Source organism: Ancylobacter mangrovi, from assembly GCF_024752335.1.
Lineage (GTDB): Bacteria > Pseudomonadota > Alphaproteobacteria > Rhizobiales > Xanthobacteraceae > Ancylobacter > Ancylobacter mangrovi.
Window position 1 is genome coordinate 1,179,341 of the sequence record NZ_JANTHY010000001.1, and the last position, 13,181, is coordinate 1,192,521.

The window sequence follows — 13,181 nt, forward strand, 5'->3', positions numbered from 1 at the left end:
GCGTGCCCCCTTGAAAGGACGCGCCGCCGGACGATGCTATGATGGAGCAACCAATCGCAGGAGCTCCGGGCATGGCCGAGGAATACGAGGCGGCGCGCGGCGACGACGCGCTGCCGGCGGATAGCAAGCTCACCACCACCAAGCGGCGCTGGGCCCGCGAGGGCAAGTTCCTCACCGGGCGCGTGACGCGGCCGGAGAACGAGCGCCTGCCGCCCGGCCAGCATCTGGTGCGCGACTGGCCGGTGCTCGATCTCGGCCTGCAGCCGCGCATCCCGCTGGAGACGTGGCGGCTCGACGTGACGGGGGCGGTGGAGACCCCGGTCTCCTGGGACTGGCCGACCTTCCGCGCGCAGAAGCAGACGAGCGAGGTGACGGACATTCACTGCGTCACCACCTGGTCGCGCTACGACAACCGGTGGGAGGGGCTTTCGACCCGCGACCTGCTCGACCTCGTCATGCCGCGTGCGGAGGCGAGCCACGTCATGCTCCACTCCTATGACGGCTACACCACCAATCTCCCGCTGGAGGATTTCGCCGCCGAGGACGCGCTGCTGGTCCATAGCTGGGAGGGGCAGCCGCTGACCCTCGAGCATGGCGGGCCGGTGCGGCTGATGGTGCCGCATCTCTATTTCTGGAAGAGCGCGAAGTGGCTGAAGAAGATCGAGTTCCGCACCAGCGACCAGCGCGGCTTCTGGGAGGAGCGCGGTTATCACAACCACGCCGATCCCTGGAAGGAGGAGCGCTACTCGGACGACGAGTGAGCGCCGTTCCATCGACGGCTCTCTGAATCGAAACGGCCGGGCTCAGCCCGGCCGTTCTGCTTTAAGGGTGGTCGGCCTCAACGCGGCCGGCTGGTGCCGGGCCGCAGGAAGGCGGGCGCGCTGGTTGGCTCGCCCGCGCCCGCCGCCTTGCGCAGCGTGCCGGCGGGCGGTGTCGGGGTCGAGCCGTAGCCGCTAAAGGAACCGCCCGGAACGTAGGACGCCTTGACCGGGGCGGGCGCGTAGGAGTTCGCCGCCAGCCGGGAGGACAGGGTCGGCATGGCCGAGGCCATGGCGGTCACCGGCTTCGCGGCTGCGGCTTTGGCCGTCATCGGCTTGGCGGGCGGCGCATTGTGGTGGCGCGTGGTACCGGCCGTGCCGGACTTCGGTACGGAGCCGGACTTGGGCGCCGGGCCGGATTTGGGAACCCCGCCGACCGGCCCCTTGGCGAGCTGGGCGGTGCGGGGAAGATCGGCCGCGACGGCGGTGGCACGCTTGGGGCCGGCGCTCGAGAGTTCGCGGCGCAGCTTGGCCCAGGTCTCGGCAAGCGCCGAAGGATCCCAGCTCGGCTCGTTCTCGTCGATGTCCCATTTTTCAAGCGTTTCCGCTGTGGCGACGCCCGAGTCGACACGCTGACGCGGCTCAGGATCGTGCGCGGCTGCGGCGGCTTCGTCCGCCCCCGGCTGCGGCGGAGCCGCCTGAGGTGCGGCTGCCGGCACGGCAGCGACAGCCCCGGCGGGAACCGCCGCCTGCGCGACCGGAATTGCGACCGCCTGCGCGGCGAGCGCCATGGTCTGCGTGGTCACCGGCACGTTCCACTTGCCGGTCTCCCACTCGTTGATGGCCCACATCACTGCGGCACCGATCCCCGCGCCGGCGCAGACATCCGTGATCCGGACACCCGGCACGATGGAGAGATACAAGGCACATATGACGGCAACACCGACATAGCACGCAGGCGCACGCCACTTAGCTTGCATGTCCAATCCCCCGGAAATTTGAATCAATATAGCTGATTCGTGGGAATCTCAGTGCCTTACGCGAAAGAAATGACGCTGAGTCTTGATGTCGCGGGTCACGGGCGCGTCACGGGCCGGAACAAGGGGGCGCGATGCGCGCTTCGCGCACGAAGGCCCGCGCCTTGGAGCGCAAACGATCGGGCAAACGCCATGGCTCCGTGGATCGTTGTTCTGCTCGGGTCTCTCTTCATCGCCGCCGCGATGGCGCGTGCCCGTCGCAGGTCCGATCCGGGCGCGTGGGTCGGTATCGCGGCGCTGATCGGGCTGACGCTCTGGCTCGCCGGCCTCGCGCGCGAGCACCTCGTTGAGGGCCCCGCGCCGGCACCGGCCATCACCACGCTGGGTCCGCCGCCGGCCGTGCGCGACCATCCCCCGCCCTTCGGCAATGACGGCTGAGGCGAATCGCAGGCGATGCTGGTGCCGGTTGAGGGGATCGAACCCCCGACCTTCGGTTTACAAAACCGCTGCTCTACCGCTGAGCTAAACCGGCATTTGGCGGCAGGATGCCGAACTCGGCCGGCCCACGCCAGCGGCCCGCCTCGACACGGCCGTCTTCCCCCAACTGCGCCCATGGGTCAAGCGCCGGAACGGCGCACGGCACCGCGCCGCCGCTCCGCCATGTCGGCATTTTCGGGGTTACGGACCGCCGCGCAGCGCCATTCCTGCCATCCGCCCGCCGCTCGCCGCGCGCCTCGTCCGGCCCGGCGGGGCCGGCCCACCGTGCCGGTAGAATGGTGGATTAAGCGATTGCGCCGAGGCCCGGCATCTGCGAGACGAGTCAGCGGGAAGGGGTGCCGACAGGAGCGATGCGTCTTCCCTCCCCGGCGGAGTCGCCGCCGGAGACGACCAACCTTCTCGGGAGGCGGGAAATGAAGGGAAAGATCCTAGCGCTCGGTGCCCTCATGCTGGCTGGCCTTGCGGCCCCGGCATCGGCACAGACCATGAGCTACGCCCAGGCGGGCGCGCTCATCGCCAAGAGCTGCGGTCCCTCGATCGAGCGCTACTGCTCGAAGTTCAACATCGGCACCGGCGACGTGCAGAAGTGCCTGCAGGACAACAAGGACAAGGTGCCGCCGCAGTGCTTCACCGACTTCGCGGCCGTGCAGGCCTCGATCGCCAAGCGCGTCGCCGCCCAGGAGGGCGCGTGGAAGGCCTGCGCCGCCAGTGCGCAGCAGTTCTGCTCCGGCGTCCAGCCGGGCGATGCCAACCTGCTCGACTGCCTGCTCGCCTCGTCCAAGGTCGTGCGGCCCGTGTGTAAGGAAACGCTGCTCAACGCCGGTTGGGCGAATTGACGGCCACGGCAACGTCCAGGGGAAAGAGACTGATCATGACCCGCTTTACCCGCATTCTCGGGGGACTCGCCCTCGCCGCGGTGCTCGCCGCGCCGCTCGCCACCAGCGCCAGCGCCCAGACCGACGACAGCGCCGCGCAGATCATGAAGGGGCTGTCGAGCGTCACCAATGACGATCCCAGCCTGACCGTCGAGCTGCTGCGCAAGATGGCGCAGGATGCCGTGGCGGCGAACCAGCCACTCTCGCTCAACAAGTCCGAGATCGCCAAGAAGCTCGACAAGCTGGCGCAGATCACGGTGCAGATCCAGTTCGCGCTGAACTCCGCGGTCATCCGTCCGGAATCCTACGAGACGCTCGGCTCGATTGCCGACGCGATGCACCACCCGATCCTGTGGAACTACAAGTTCGTCGTGGTCGGCAACACCGACGCGACCGGCACCCGCAAGTACAATCTGGAGCTCAGCCAGAAGCGCGCGGACGCCATCGTGCAGGCGCTGATCACGCTCTACCGCGTCTCGCCGGACCGCCTGCAGGCGCTCGGCCTTGGCCAGGAGGCGCTGCAGGTGCCCTCCAAGCCGGATGATCCGATCAATCGGCGCGTGCAGATCTACAACATCGGCACCGTCGCGCCGATGCCGAAGGGCACGACCAACCCGCAATGAGGTGAGGGGCGACATCGTCGCCGCTTGCCGTATCCACGGGCCGGCCGGTGCGCATGCGCCGGCCGGCCTTTCCTTTGACGAAGAGGGTTTTTCGCAATGAGCATCAAGCGAATCGAATCCGGCCCGCGCATGAGCCAGGCCGTGGTGCACGGCTCGACCGTGTATCTGGCCGGGCAGGTCGCCGCCGGCGACGGCGTGGGCGCGCAGACCAAGGCCGTGCTGGCGCAGATCGACGCGCTGCTGACGGCCGCCGGCACCGACAAGTCGAAGCTTCTCTCCACCACGATCTACCTCGCCGACATGGCGACCTTCGCGGAGATGAACGCAGCGTGGGAAGGCTGGGTCTCGCCCGGCAACACGCCGGCCCGCGCGACCGTCGAGGCGGCGCTGGCGACGCCGGACTACAAGGTCGAGATCGTCGTCACCGCCGCGATCTGACCGCGTCCGCCCGTCCGCTCCGGACAAAAAGAACGGCCCCGTCGCAGGACGGGGCCGTTTTGTTTTGCTGGAACCGGCCCGCCGCGGAAGACGGCGGGCCGTAAGGCTCAGTGCCAGTTCTCGAGGTCGCGGTTCTTGGTCTCCGGCAGGAATAGCAGGCCGATGACCACCGTCATGAGGGCGATCACGATCGGGTACCACAGGCCGGAGAAGATGTTGCCCGAGGCCGCCACGATGGCGAAGGCGGTGGGCGGCAGGAAGCCGCCGAACCAGCCATTGCCGATGTGGTAGGGCAGCGACATGCCGGTGTAGCGGATGCGGGTCGGGAACAGTTCGACCAGCAGCGCGGCGATCGGGCCGTACACCATCGTCACGTAGAGGACGAGGATGAAGAGCAGTCCGATGATCGACAGCGCCCGCGGATCCGACAGCACGCCGCCGATGCTCGGCGCCTTCAGGATCGAGGCGTCGCCCGCCGCCGGATAGCCCGCCGCCTGTGCCGCCGCGACGATCGAGGCGCCGGTCTTGTCGGTCTCCGGAATGGTCACCTCGGTGCCGTTGACGGTGGCGGTGACGCCCGAGCCGGGTGCGCCGGGCATCAGCTCATAGTGCATCGAATTGGTCGCCAGCGTGCGGCGGAACACGTCGCAGGGCCGGGTGAACTGGCGCACGCCCACGGGGTCGAACAGCGTGCCGCAGCTCGCGGGATCGGCTGTGATGTCGATCTTCACGTTCTCTGTCGCGGCAATGAGCTGCGGGTTGGCGATGCGGGCAATGTTCTCGAACAGCGGGAAGTAGGTCGCCGCTGCGATCAGGCAGCCCGCGATGAGGATCGGCTTGCGGCCCATCTTGTCCGACAGCCAGCCGAAGAAGATGAAGAACGGCGTGCCGATGAGCAGGCTGAAGGCAATGAGCAGGTTCGCCGTCGTGCCGTCGACCTTCAGAGTCTGGGTCAGGAAGAACAGGGCGTAGAACTGGCCCGTGTACCAGACCACCGCTTGGCCGGCAGTGCCGCCGAGCAGCGCGATCAGCGCGATCTTGGCGTTCGACCAGCGGCCGAAGGCTTCGGTGAGCGGCGCCTTGGAGCGCAGGCCCTCGGCCTTCATCTTCTGGAACGCCGGCGATTCGTTGAGCTGCAGGCGGATCCAGATCGAGAAGCCGAGCAGGATGATCGACAGCAGGAACGGAACGCGCCAGCCCCACGCGGCGAAGTTCTCCGGCGACATGGACAGGCGCAGCGTCAGGATGACCAGCAGCGAGAGGAACAGGCCGACCGTCGCCGTGGTCTGGATCCACGAGGTGTAGAAGCCGCGCCGGCCGTGCGGGGCGTGCTCGGCCACATAGGTCGCCGCGCCGCCGTACTCGCCGCCGAGCGCGAGGCCCTGCAGCAGGCGGCAGATGATGAAGATGACCGGAGCGGCATAACCGATCGCCGCGTAGCTCGGCAGCAGTCCGACCAGGAAGGTGGAGATGCCCATGAGCGTCATGGTCACGAGGAAGGTGTATTTGCGGCCGATGAGGTCGCCGAGGCGTCCGAACACCAGGGCGCCGAAGGGGCGTACCGCAAAGCCGGCGGCAAATCCGAACAGCACGAAGATGAACTTCGCCGTGTCGTTGGTGCCCGGTACGAAGGTGGCGGCGATGTTGGCCGCCAGCGAGCCGGCCAGATAGAAGTCGTACCATTCGAAGACGGTGCCGGCGGAGGAGGCGATGATCACCTTCCTCTCTTCCCCGGTCATCCGTCCCGGCTTCGCGGCAGGAGCCGCCGTTGAGACGCTCATGATCGTTCCCTTCCCCAAAGTTATGTCGCGCAGAAGTCCAGCCGCGCGTCGCAGGACGCACGTTTCCCGACGAGCTCCGCCGGGGAGTTCGGCTGTTGGTCTTGGTCGAGTTTGGGAGTTCCTGGGGGAACACCTTACGCTCGGGCTGTTTCCTCCCGGAGACGGCCCGCTCTACCAGCGCCCTTCTCCGGACGACAGGCGCGCGCAATTCTTCGATTCCGTCGCTGCCTTAGAGGAAAGCTTGACGAAAACGCTTCAGCTTGACGATTGGCAATTGGTCGTAACCCGTTCCGCCACCCGTGCCGGGCGGGGAGCCGGCGCTCTCAGCGCGCGCGGTCGATGGCGCGGTGGGCGATGTGAAGCGCCAGCACCGCGGCGTTCGAGACGTTGAGGCTGACGATGGCGCCGGGAAGGTCGATCCGCGCCAGCACGTCGCAGGTCTGGCGCGTGAGCTGGCGCAGCCCCTTGCCCTCGGCCCCCAGCACCAGCGCCAGCGGGGCGCGCAGCGCGGTGTCGGTGAGGTCGGCCGCGCCCTCGCTGTCCAGCCCGACCACCTGAACGCCCTGCACCTTCAGCTCCTCCAGCGCCCGGGCGAGGTTGCCGACGAAGCAGAACGGCACGTGTTCGAGCCCGCCGCTGGCGCTCTTCGCCAGCACGCCGGTGGCGGCGGGGCTGTGGCGGGCGGTGGTGATGATGGCGCCGACCTTCAGCGCCGCGGCCGAGCGCACGATGGCGCCGACATTGTGCGGGTCGGTGATCTGGTCGAGCACCAGCAGGAGATCGTTCTGCGCCGCTTCCTTGAGGCTGAGCGCGGGCAGGGGGTCGCATTCGGCGAACAGGCCCTGATGCACCGCGTCGCGGTCGAGCAGCCGGTCGATGGCGCCGGGGCGGACGACCTCGGGCTCGACGGACAGCGGGACCGATTCGTCATTGAGCCGCTTGAGCGCGTTTTCCGTCGCCATCAGCTTGCGGAAGCGCCGGTGCGGATTGCGCAGCGCCTCGCTGACGCTGTGCCAGCCATAAAGGATGGCGACGTCGTCCGGCCACTCGCCGAAGGGCCGCCCGGCCGGGCGCTCGCGTTCGCCATGGCGCCCGCCGGCCCCGCCGGGGCGCGGCGAGGGCGGACGTTGGGGCCGGTGCGGAGGATGGCGCGGACGATCGATCATGGCGCGCTTCTGTCACGGCCCGGGGCGCTTGGCAATTTGCGCCTGCGCTCCGGCCGGCACCAAGCCGCGCCGTCACCGGGGACAGTGCCGGGTAGCGGGGTTGACAGGGCAGGGGCACCTCACCATAAAGCCGGCCGCACGGGAGATCGCCTTGCGCCTCCCGCGCGGTCCAGCCGGTTCCCCTCGTGGCCCGGTTGCGACCAGTCGACGTGTTCAAGTGACTTCTCGAAGTGACTTGGGGGAGTGTCCCGAGCGGCAAAGGGGGCGGACTGTAAATCCGCTGGCTATGCCTTCGTAGGTTCGAGTCCTACCTCCCCCACCACGTCTGCGGCCCCCGTCGGTCGCCTGCGCGGGTGTAGCTCAATGGTAGAGCAACAGCCTTCCAAGCTGATGACGAGGGTTCGATTCCCTTCACCCGCTCCAGTTCTGCCGCGTCCTGGGGGCTGATCCGCGCCCTCCGACTGTCATGCGGCTGTCGTCGCTGCCGTGCTGTGGGACGCGCTTCACCGCGCGCCGCGCATTGTTGCGCCTGCGCTTGTTGTCACGCAGGTCTTGCGGATCGGGCGGAAACCGCCTATCCCACGCCGCGATTTTTCCGGCCCCCGGACGTCGCTGAGGGAAGAGAGTTATGGCCAAAGAGAAGTTCAACCGTTCGAAGCCCCACTGCAACATTGGGACGATTGGCCATGTTGACCATGGCAAGACGTCGCTGACGGCGGCGATCACGAAGGTTCTTGCGGAGACGGGCGGCGCGACGTTCACGGCGTACGACCAGATCGACAAGGCGCCGGAAGAGAAGGCGCGCGGGATCACGATCTCGACGGCGCACGTCGAGTACGAGACGTCGAACCGTCACTACGCGCATGTGGACTGCCCCGGCCACGCGGACTACGTGAAGAACATGATCACGGGCGCGGCGCAGATGGACGGCGCGATCCTGGTGGTGTCGGCGGCGGACGGCCCGATGCCGCAGACGCGCGAGCACATCCTGCTGGCGCGCCAGGTCGGCGTTCCGGCGCTGGTGGTGTTCCTGAACAAGTGCGACATGGTCGACGACGAGGAGCTCCTCGAGCTGGTCGAGCTCGAGGTTCGCGAGCTTCTGTCGAAGTACGACTTCCCGGGCGACGACATCCCGATCATCCGCGGCTCGGCGCTGGTGGCGCTTGAGAACGGGGATCCGGAGCTTGGCGCCAAGGCGGTGCTGAAGCTGATGGAGGCGGTCGACGCCTACATCCCGCAGCCGGAGCGTCCGGTGGACCAGCCGTTCCTGATGCCGATCGAGGACGTGTTCTCGATCTCGGGTCGCGGCACGGTGGTGACGGGTCGCGTTGAGCGCGGCATCGTGAAGGTGGGCGAGGAAGTCGAGATCGTCGGCATCCGCCCGACCACCAAGACCACGGTGACGGGCGTCGAGATGTTCCGCAAGCTTCTGGACCAGGGGCAGGCGGGCGACAACATCGGCGTTCTTCTGCGCGGCACCAAGCGTGAGGACGTTGAGCGCGGCCAGGTCGTGTGCAAGCCGGGTTCGGTGAAGCCGCACACCAAGTTCAAGGCCGAGGCGTACATCCTGACCAAGGAAGAGGGCGGGCGCCACACGCCGTTCTTCACCAACTACCGTCCGCAGTTCTACTTCCGCACGACGGACGTGACGGGCGTGGTGACGCTTCCCGAGGGCACCGAGATGGTGATGCCGGGCGACAACATCTCGGTCGACGTCCATCTGATCGTTCCGATCGCGATGGAAGAGAAGCTGCGCTTCGCCATCCGCGAGGGCGGCCGCACCGTCGGTGCCGGCGTCGTCGCCGCCATCATCGAGTGATCGAGAGGGGCGCGCGAGCCGCGTCCCTTCCGGCGCCGCCCGCGGGCGGGCAGGCCGGGTCCTCGTCGAGAAAATCGGAAGGGAGCGCTCTGCGCTCCCTTTTTCTTTGCGCGGCCACTCCGGCGTGGCGAATGGCGTGAAGCTGTACGTTCGCGTGCAGACGGCGAAATACACGCAATAGTTGTTTTTGCGCTTGAGCGCGCGCCGGTTTGAGGCGACGCTGGCGGTCATGCTTCGTGACGTGCTTCGCCCGATCGGCCTGTGCCTCGCCTGTCTCGCGCTGATGATGCCGATACCCGCCGCCGGCGCGGGATGTCCCGAACGGCCGCCCTGCAAGGGATGCGGCTGCCGGGGCGGGCCGGGCTATCGCGGCCCGGACGGGCGATGCGTCGGCTTCAAGAACCTGACCCGCGTCTGCGGCACGCCGCCGACCACGCGCTGCCGTTTCGAGAACGCGCCCGGCACCGGCCTCAATCGCGACTGCGCGCTGGGCAAGGAGGCCAATGGTGCGAAGGGCGCCGGCCCGGACTGAGTCGCGCCGGCAAACGCGGTGCTTTGCGAACCCGCCATTTCGTCCGATCCTGCCGCGCAGGGGAAACGCGGGGGTCGAGATGGGCAAGATGTTCAAGCTGCTGGGGCCCGACCGGCGCGTCTATGAAAGCGCCGTTCCGGGGACCTATGGCGGCCATCGCCAGACCAAGGTGTATGGCCGGCTCGACTGCGCAGCGGCGCTGCGGGCGATCGCGCGCGGGGGCTATGTGCCGCACCGGGTCTTCTTCGCCGACGAGGCGACGGCGATAGCCGCGGGCTTCCGGCCCTGCGCGGTCTGCCTGCCGCAGGACTATCGCCGCTGGCGCGATGCCCGCGAAGCGGAGAAGGGCGCGGCGCGGAGCTGAGCCGATGGTTACGGCGCCGTCCGCTGCCAGAGCGAATCGCGAGCGCCGCCGCCGGCCGCATCGAGGGCGCCCTCGACGCTCCGCGCGCAGGGCACGAAGCGGGCATGGAGGGCGTTGCGCGCGGCGGGGAGGGGCGAGTTGGCGTTCGCGGCGCGGGTCCTCTTTACAGGCGGCGCGCGTACCACTACACACACGCGGCCGATGCGCCGGACCGGTTTTCGCGGGTCGCGGCGCGATCGTCGTCCGAAGCCGGCGAGCGTCCGTCTCCCGCCTCGGGGCGCCGGTCTAGGAGTGTAGCTCAACTGGTTAGAGCACCGGTCTCCAAAACCGGGGGTTGGGGGTTCGAGTCCCTCCACTCCTGCCATCCATTCCGCAGGATGGCAGGCGAAACGCAGACGTCCTTTGACGCGAGGCGGTTTGGCGGGCTATACGCCCGCTTCGTGCGCGTGGACGGAAGAGGATGCGAAAGCCTTCCGGCCGCCGCACGGGTTTCCGCAGCTGCGTGATCCTTTCGCGCAACAGAGGCATTTCGAGACGAGCATGGCGAAGACGAACCCGGTCGAGTTCTTTCAGCAGGTCCGCGCCGAAGCGCGCAAGGTGACCTGGCCGACCCGTCGCGAGACGCTGATCACCACCGCCATGGTTTTCGTCATGGTCGTGCTGGCCTCGCTGTTCTTCCTGGTCGCGGATCAGATCCTGAGCTTCGTGATCGGCCAGATCCTCCAGATCGGGCGTTGAGGAGACACGCGATGCCGATGCGCTGGTACATCGTCCACGCCTATTCGAACTTCGAGAAGAAGGTCGCCGACTCCATCAAGGAGCAGGCCGGCCAGCGTGGTCTTTCCGACCTGTTCGAGCAGGTGCTGGTCCCGACCGAGAAGGTCGTCGAGGTGCGCCGCGGCCGCAAGGTCGACGCCGAGCGCAAGTTCTTCCCGGGCTACGTGCTGGTGAAGATGGACCTCACCGACGAGGCCTTCCACCTCATCAAGAACACGCCGAAGGTCACGGGCTTCCTCGGCGCCGACAACAAGCCGATGCCGATCTCCGAGAAGGAGGCCATGCGCATCCTTCAGCAGGTGCAGGAAGGCATCGAGCGGCCCAAGCCCTCCGTCACCTTCGAGGTCGGCGAGACGGTCAAGGTGGCGGATGGCCCCTTCGCCTCGTTCAACGGCATCGTCGAGGAAGTGGACGACGCCCGCTCGCGCCTCAAGGTCGCGGTGTCGATCTTCGGCCGCGCCACGCCGGTGGAGCTGGAATACGGCCAGGTCGAGAAGACCTGACCGGCAGGGCGAAAGCTTCGGAATACAGGCATGAAAGGCGCGGGCAGGGTCCGCGCCTTTTTCGTTTTGTCGGGCGGCCATCGCATCGGGCCGTCGCGGCGCGTTAGCGGGTTAACACCCGTGCGCGGAACGCCCGGCCTATCCTTCCCCCGCCAACAAGGCCGGACATGGGAGGATATGAAATGGCCGCCAAGCGCATCCTGATGGTCATCGGCGACTACGTCGAGGACTACGAGCTGATGGTGCCGTTCCAGGCGCTGCTCGCCGTCGGCCATACGGTGCATGCCGTGTGCCCGGACAAGAAGGCGGGCGACACGGTCACCACCGCGATCCACGATTTCGAGGGCCAGCAGACCTATTCCGAGAAGCGCGGGCATAATTTCGCGCTGAACGCGACCTTCGCCGAGGTCGACCCGGCGCGCTACGACGCGCTGGTGATCCCGGGCGGGCGGGCGCCGGAATATCTCCGGATGAACGCCCGCGCGATCGAGATCGTCCAGCACTTCTTCGCCGCCGACAAGCCGGTCGCTGCCATCTGCCATGGCGCCCAGCTCCTCGCCGGCGCGCGCGTGCTGGAAGGGCGGACCTGCTCGGCCTATCCCGCCTGCCGGGCCGAGGTGGAGCTCGCCGGTGGCACCTATGCCGACATCGCCATCGACGCCGCGGTGACGGACGGCAACCTCGTCAGCGCCCCGGCCTGGCCCGCGCATCCGGCCTGGATCGGGCAGTTCCTCGCCGTGCTCGGCACCTCGCTCGTCCATGGCGAGGTGAACACCGCCGCGCGCAAGGCGGCCTGAGCCTCCCCGCATCGCCGGCACCGGGAGGCTCCGGTGCCGGTTCGCGGGCCCGCCGATAGGGGCTATGATGCGGGCGGGGCCGTCCGCCCCGCAGCCAGGGAGGGCGCCATGTGCAAGCTCTTCGTCGAGGCCGATCCGCGCCTGTGGCAGACGCGCCTCAAATCCGTGCGCATGCACGGCTTCTCGACCAGCGTGCGGCTGGAGAACCTCTATTGGCAGGTGCTGGAGGAAATCGCCCGGCGCGACGGCATGAGCCTGCCGCAACTCCTCTCCCGACTGCACGAGGAGCTGACCTTCGCACACGGGCAGGTGGAGAACTTCGCCTCCTTCCTGCGGGTGTGCTGCGGGCGCTACCTTGCCCTGCAGGTGGAGGGCGACGTGCCGCGCGACCTCGGAACGCCGATCCGCAGCCTCGACGCCGATGCGATTCTCGCGCGCGAGGCGCGCCGTTCGCGCCGGCAGGAGGGGACGGGGCCGGAAGACGTCCACCGTGAAGGGACCAGCCGTGAGGGCGTCCGGCACGAAGGTGCCAGCCGTGAAGGCGTCCGGCGGGAAGGCTTGCCGTCGATCGTCTGAATCCCCATCTCAAGACACGTTCCGCCGCAGGCCAATTCGCGGCAGGGACTTTCCATTCCGCCCGAATTGCTGTATGGCGGCGGCCGCATCCCCGGATGCATCCATACGCGGGAGGCGTGTCCGGTTCGCCAGCCGGAACGAAGCACGCCGCTACCGCGATCCTCAATATGCGCCGCCCGCGACCCGCCGTCGCGTCGGCGTGCTTTGGCGTTTGCGACCGGCAGTCGCGACGTCGAGGAGTCCCCCATGGCGAAAAAGATCACCGGCTACGTGAAGCTGCAGGTGCCGGCCGGCTCGGCGAATCCCGCCCCGCCGATCGGTCCCGCGCTCGGCCAGCGCGGCCTCAACATCATGGAGTTCTGCAAGGCGTTCAACGCGCAGACCGCCCAGATGGAAAAGGGCATGCCCATCCCGGTCCTGATCACCGCGTATCAGGACCGTTCCTTCACCTTCGAGCTGAAGACCCCGCCGGTCTCCTACTTCCTGAAGAAGGCCGCCGGCCTCGACACCAAGAAGAAGCCCGGCTCGGGCTCCAAGACCCCGGGCAAGGGCGGCTTCGTCGGCAAGGTCTCGCAGGAGCAGATGCGCGAGATCGCCGAGAAGAAGATGAAGGACCTCAACTGCGAGACCGTCGAGGCGGCGGTTCGCATGATCGAGGGCTCCGCCCGTTCGATGGGCCTCCAGGTGGTGGGTTGAG

The 13,181-nt window shown here is 68.0% G+C and carries 15 protein-coding genes, 4 tRNA genes and 1 pseudogene; 16 read left to right on the forward strand and 4 right to left on the reverse strand.

Annotated elements, in window-relative coordinates:
• Positions 1-71: 71 nt before the first annotated feature.
• On the forward strand, positions 72-761 hold the full coding sequence (locus NVS83_RS05695; protein ID WP_258738436.1) for a sulfite oxidase-like oxidoreductase: 690 nt from the start codon (positions 72-74) through the stop codon (positions 759-761).
• 77 nt (positions 762-838) lie between these two features.
• Here NVS83_RS05695 and NVS83_RS05700 read toward each other — a convergent pair whose 3' ends face one another.
• Positions 839-1,738, reverse strand: coding sequence for a hypothetical protein (locus tag NVS83_RS05700; protein WP_258738437.1), 900 nt, complete (start codon positions 1,736-1,738; stop codon positions 839-841).
• 189 nt (positions 1,739-1,927) lie between these two features.
• On the opposite strand from NVS83_RS05700, the gene NVS83_RS05705 reads away from it, so the two are divergent.
• Positions 1,928-2,173, forward strand: coding sequence for a hypothetical protein (locus NVS83_RS05705; protein WP_258738438.1), 246 nt, complete (start codon positions 1,928-1,930; stop codon positions 2,171-2,173).
• A gap of 19 nt (positions 2,174-2,192) precedes the next feature.
• Here NVS83_RS05705 and NVS83_RS05710 read toward each other — a convergent pair.
• Positions 2,193-2,267, reverse strand: a tRNA-Thr gene (locus NVS83_RS05710).
• 379 nt (positions 2,268-2,646) lie between these two features.
• Here NVS83_RS05710 and NVS83_RS05715 point away from each other — a divergent pair.
• The 3 genes from NVS83_RS05715 (at position 2,647) to NVS83_RS05725 (ending at position 4,169) form a co-directional block, all read left to right on the forward strand.
• Positions 2,647-3,069, forward strand: a complete 423-nt coding sequence (locus NVS83_RS05715; RefSeq protein WP_258738439.1) for a cysteine rich repeat-containing protein — start codon at positions 2,647-2,649, stop codon at positions 3,067-3,069.
• Positions 3,070-3,104: 35 nt separating this feature from the next.
• Entirely contained in the window at positions 3,105-3,731 is a 627-nt protein-coding gene (locus NVS83_RS05720; RefSeq protein WP_258738440.1) for an OmpA family protein, read from the forward strand.
• 96 nt (positions 3,732-3,827) lie between these two features.
• The gene (locus NVS83_RS05725) at positions 3,828-4,169 is read left to right on the forward strand and encodes a RidA family protein (protein WP_258738441.1); all 342 of its coding nucleotides are present in this window, start codon (positions 3,828-3,830) and stop codon (positions 4,167-4,169) included.
• A gap of 107 nt (positions 4,170-4,276) precedes the next feature.
• Here NVS83_RS05725 and NVS83_RS05730 read toward each other — a convergent pair whose 3' ends face one another.
• Together NVS83_RS05730 and NVS83_RS05735 are read right to left on the reverse strand one after the other, a co-directional pair.
• Positions 4,277-5,950, reverse strand: coding sequence for an MFS transporter (locus NVS83_RS05730; RefSeq protein ID WP_258738442.1), 1,674 nt, complete (start codon positions 5,948-5,950; stop codon positions 4,277-4,279).
• 323 nt (positions 5,951-6,273) lie between these two features.
• Positions 6,274-7,116 (reverse strand): TrmH family RNA methyltransferase, encoded by an 843-nt coding sequence (locus NVS83_RS05735; protein WP_258738443.1) that lies wholly within the window; start codon positions 7,114-7,116, stop codon positions 6,274-6,276.
• Positions 7,117-7,353: 237 nt separating this feature from the next.
• Here NVS83_RS05735 and NVS83_RS05740 point away from each other — a divergent pair.
• The 11 genes and pseudogenes from NVS83_RS05740 (at position 7,354) to rplK (ending at position 13,180) form a co-directional block, all read left to right on the forward strand.
• Positions 7,354-7,438, forward strand: a tRNA-Tyr gene (locus NVS83_RS05740).
• Positions 7,439-7,465: 27 nt separating this feature from the next.
• Positions 7,466-7,539: transfer RNA gene (locus tag NVS83_RS05745), tRNA-Gly, on the forward strand.
• Positions 7,540-7,744: 205 nt separating this feature from the next.
• A complete protein-coding gene (gene tuf / locus NVS83_RS05750) occupies positions 7,745-8,935 on the forward strand; it encodes an elongation factor Tu (RefSeq protein WP_258730411.1) in 1,191 nt (396 codons plus the stop codon).
• Positions 8,936-9,164: 229 nt separating this feature from the next.
• Positions 9,165-9,467, forward strand: coding sequence for a hypothetical protein (locus NVS83_RS05755; RefSeq protein WP_258738444.1), 303 nt, complete (start codon positions 9,165-9,167; stop codon positions 9,465-9,467).
• 79 nt (positions 9,468-9,546) lie between these two features.
• Positions 9,547-9,831 (forward strand): Ada metal-binding domain-containing protein, encoded by a 285-nt coding sequence (locus NVS83_RS05760; protein ID WP_258738445.1) that lies wholly within the window; start codon positions 9,547-9,549, stop codon positions 9,829-9,831.
• A 287-nt stretch (positions 9,832-10,118) separates the two neighbouring features.
• Positions 10,119-10,195, forward strand: a tRNA-Trp gene (locus NVS83_RS05765).
• 176 nt (positions 10,196-10,371) lie between these two features.
• Complete coding sequence (gene secE / locus NVS83_RS05770; RefSeq protein ID WP_258730408.1) at positions 10,372-10,569, forward strand: preprotein translocase subunit SecE; 198 nt, start codon at positions 10,372-10,374, stop codon at positions 10,567-10,569.
• 11 nt (positions 10,570-10,580) lie between these two features.
• The gene (gene nusG / locus NVS83_RS05775) at positions 10,581-11,111 is read left to right on the forward strand and encodes a transcription termination/antitermination protein NusG (RefSeq protein WP_258730407.1); all 531 of its coding nucleotides are present in this window, start codon (positions 10,581-10,583) and stop codon (positions 11,109-11,111) included.
• 182 nt (positions 11,112-11,293) lie between these two features.
• On the forward strand, positions 11,294-11,908 hold the full coding sequence (locus NVS83_RS05780; RefSeq protein ID WP_258738446.1) for a DJ-1/PfpI family protein: 615 nt from the start codon (positions 11,294-11,296) through the stop codon (positions 11,906-11,908).
• 108 nt (positions 11,909-12,016) lie between these two features.
• A pseudogene (locus tag NVS83_RS05785) lies at positions 12,017-12,358 on the forward strand (ribbon-helix-helix domain-containing protein); the annotation flags it as partial.
• Positions 12,359-12,730: 372 nt separating this feature from the next.
• Positions 12,731-13,180, forward strand: coding sequence for a 50S ribosomal protein L11 (rplK, locus tag NVS83_RS05790; RefSeq protein ID WP_258730405.1), 450 nt, complete (start codon positions 12,731-12,733; stop codon positions 13,178-13,180).
• The last annotated feature ends 1 nt before the right edge of the window (position 13,181 follow it).

Bases quoted from the DNA above. Each gene is read 5' to 3' on its own strand.
- NVS83_RS05725 (WP_258738441.1), top strand. From the start codon at position 3,828: ATGAGCATCAAGCGAATCGAATCCGGCCCGCGCATGAGCCAGGCCGTG.
- secE (WP_258730408.1), top strand. From the start codon at position 10,372: ATGGCGAAGACGAACCCGGTCGAGTTCTTTCAGCAGGTCCGCGCCGAA.
- NVS83_RS05780 (WP_258738446.1), top strand. From the start codon at position 11,294: ATGGCCGCCAAGCGCATCCTGATGGTCATCGGCGACTACGTCGAGGAC.
- NVS83_RS05730 (WP_258738442.1), bottom strand. From the start codon at position 5,950: ATGAGCGTCTCAACGGCGGCTCCTGCCGCGAAGCCGGGACGGATGACC.
- NVS83_RS05715 (WP_258738439.1), top strand. From the start codon at position 2,647: ATGAAGGGAAAGATCCTAGCGCTCGGTGCCCTCATGCTGGCTGGCCTT.
- NVS83_RS05760 (WP_258738445.1), top strand. From the start codon at position 9,547: ATGGGCAAGATGTTCAAGCTGCTGGGGCCCGACCGGCGCGTCTATGAA.
- NVS83_RS05755 (WP_258738444.1), top strand. From the start codon at position 9,165: ATGCTTCGTGACGTGCTTCGCCCGATCGGCCTGTGCCTCGCCTGTCTC.
- tuf (WP_258730411.1), top strand. From the start codon at position 7,745: ATGGCCAAAGAGAAGTTCAACCGTTCGAAGCCCCACTGCAACATTGGG.
- nusG (WP_258730407.1), top strand. From the start codon at position 10,581: ATGCCGATGCGCTGGTACATCGTCCACGCCTATTCGAACTTCGAGAAG.
- NVS83_RS05705 (WP_258738438.1), top strand. From the start codon at position 1,928: ATGGCTCCGTGGATCGTTGTTCTGCTCGGGTCTCTCTTCATCGCCGCC.
- NVS83_RS05735 (WP_258738443.1), bottom strand. From the start codon at position 7,116: ATGATCGATCGTCCGCGCCATCCTCCGCACCGGCCCCAACGTCCGCCC.
- NVS83_RS05695 (WP_258738436.1), top strand. From the start codon at position 72: ATGGCCGAGGAATACGAGGCGGCGCGCGGCGACGACGCGCTGCCGGCG.
- rplK (WP_258730405.1), top strand. From the start codon at position 12,731: ATGGCGAAAAAGATCACCGGCTACGTGAAGCTGCAGGTGCCGGCCGGC.
- NVS83_RS05720 (WP_258738440.1), top strand. From the start codon at position 3,105: ATGACCCGCTTTACCCGCATTCTCGGGGGACTCGCCCTCGCCGCGGTG.
- NVS83_RS05700 (WP_258738437.1), bottom strand. From the start codon at position 1,738: ATGCAAGCTAAGTGGCGTGCGCCTGCGTGCTATGTCGGTGTTGCCGTC.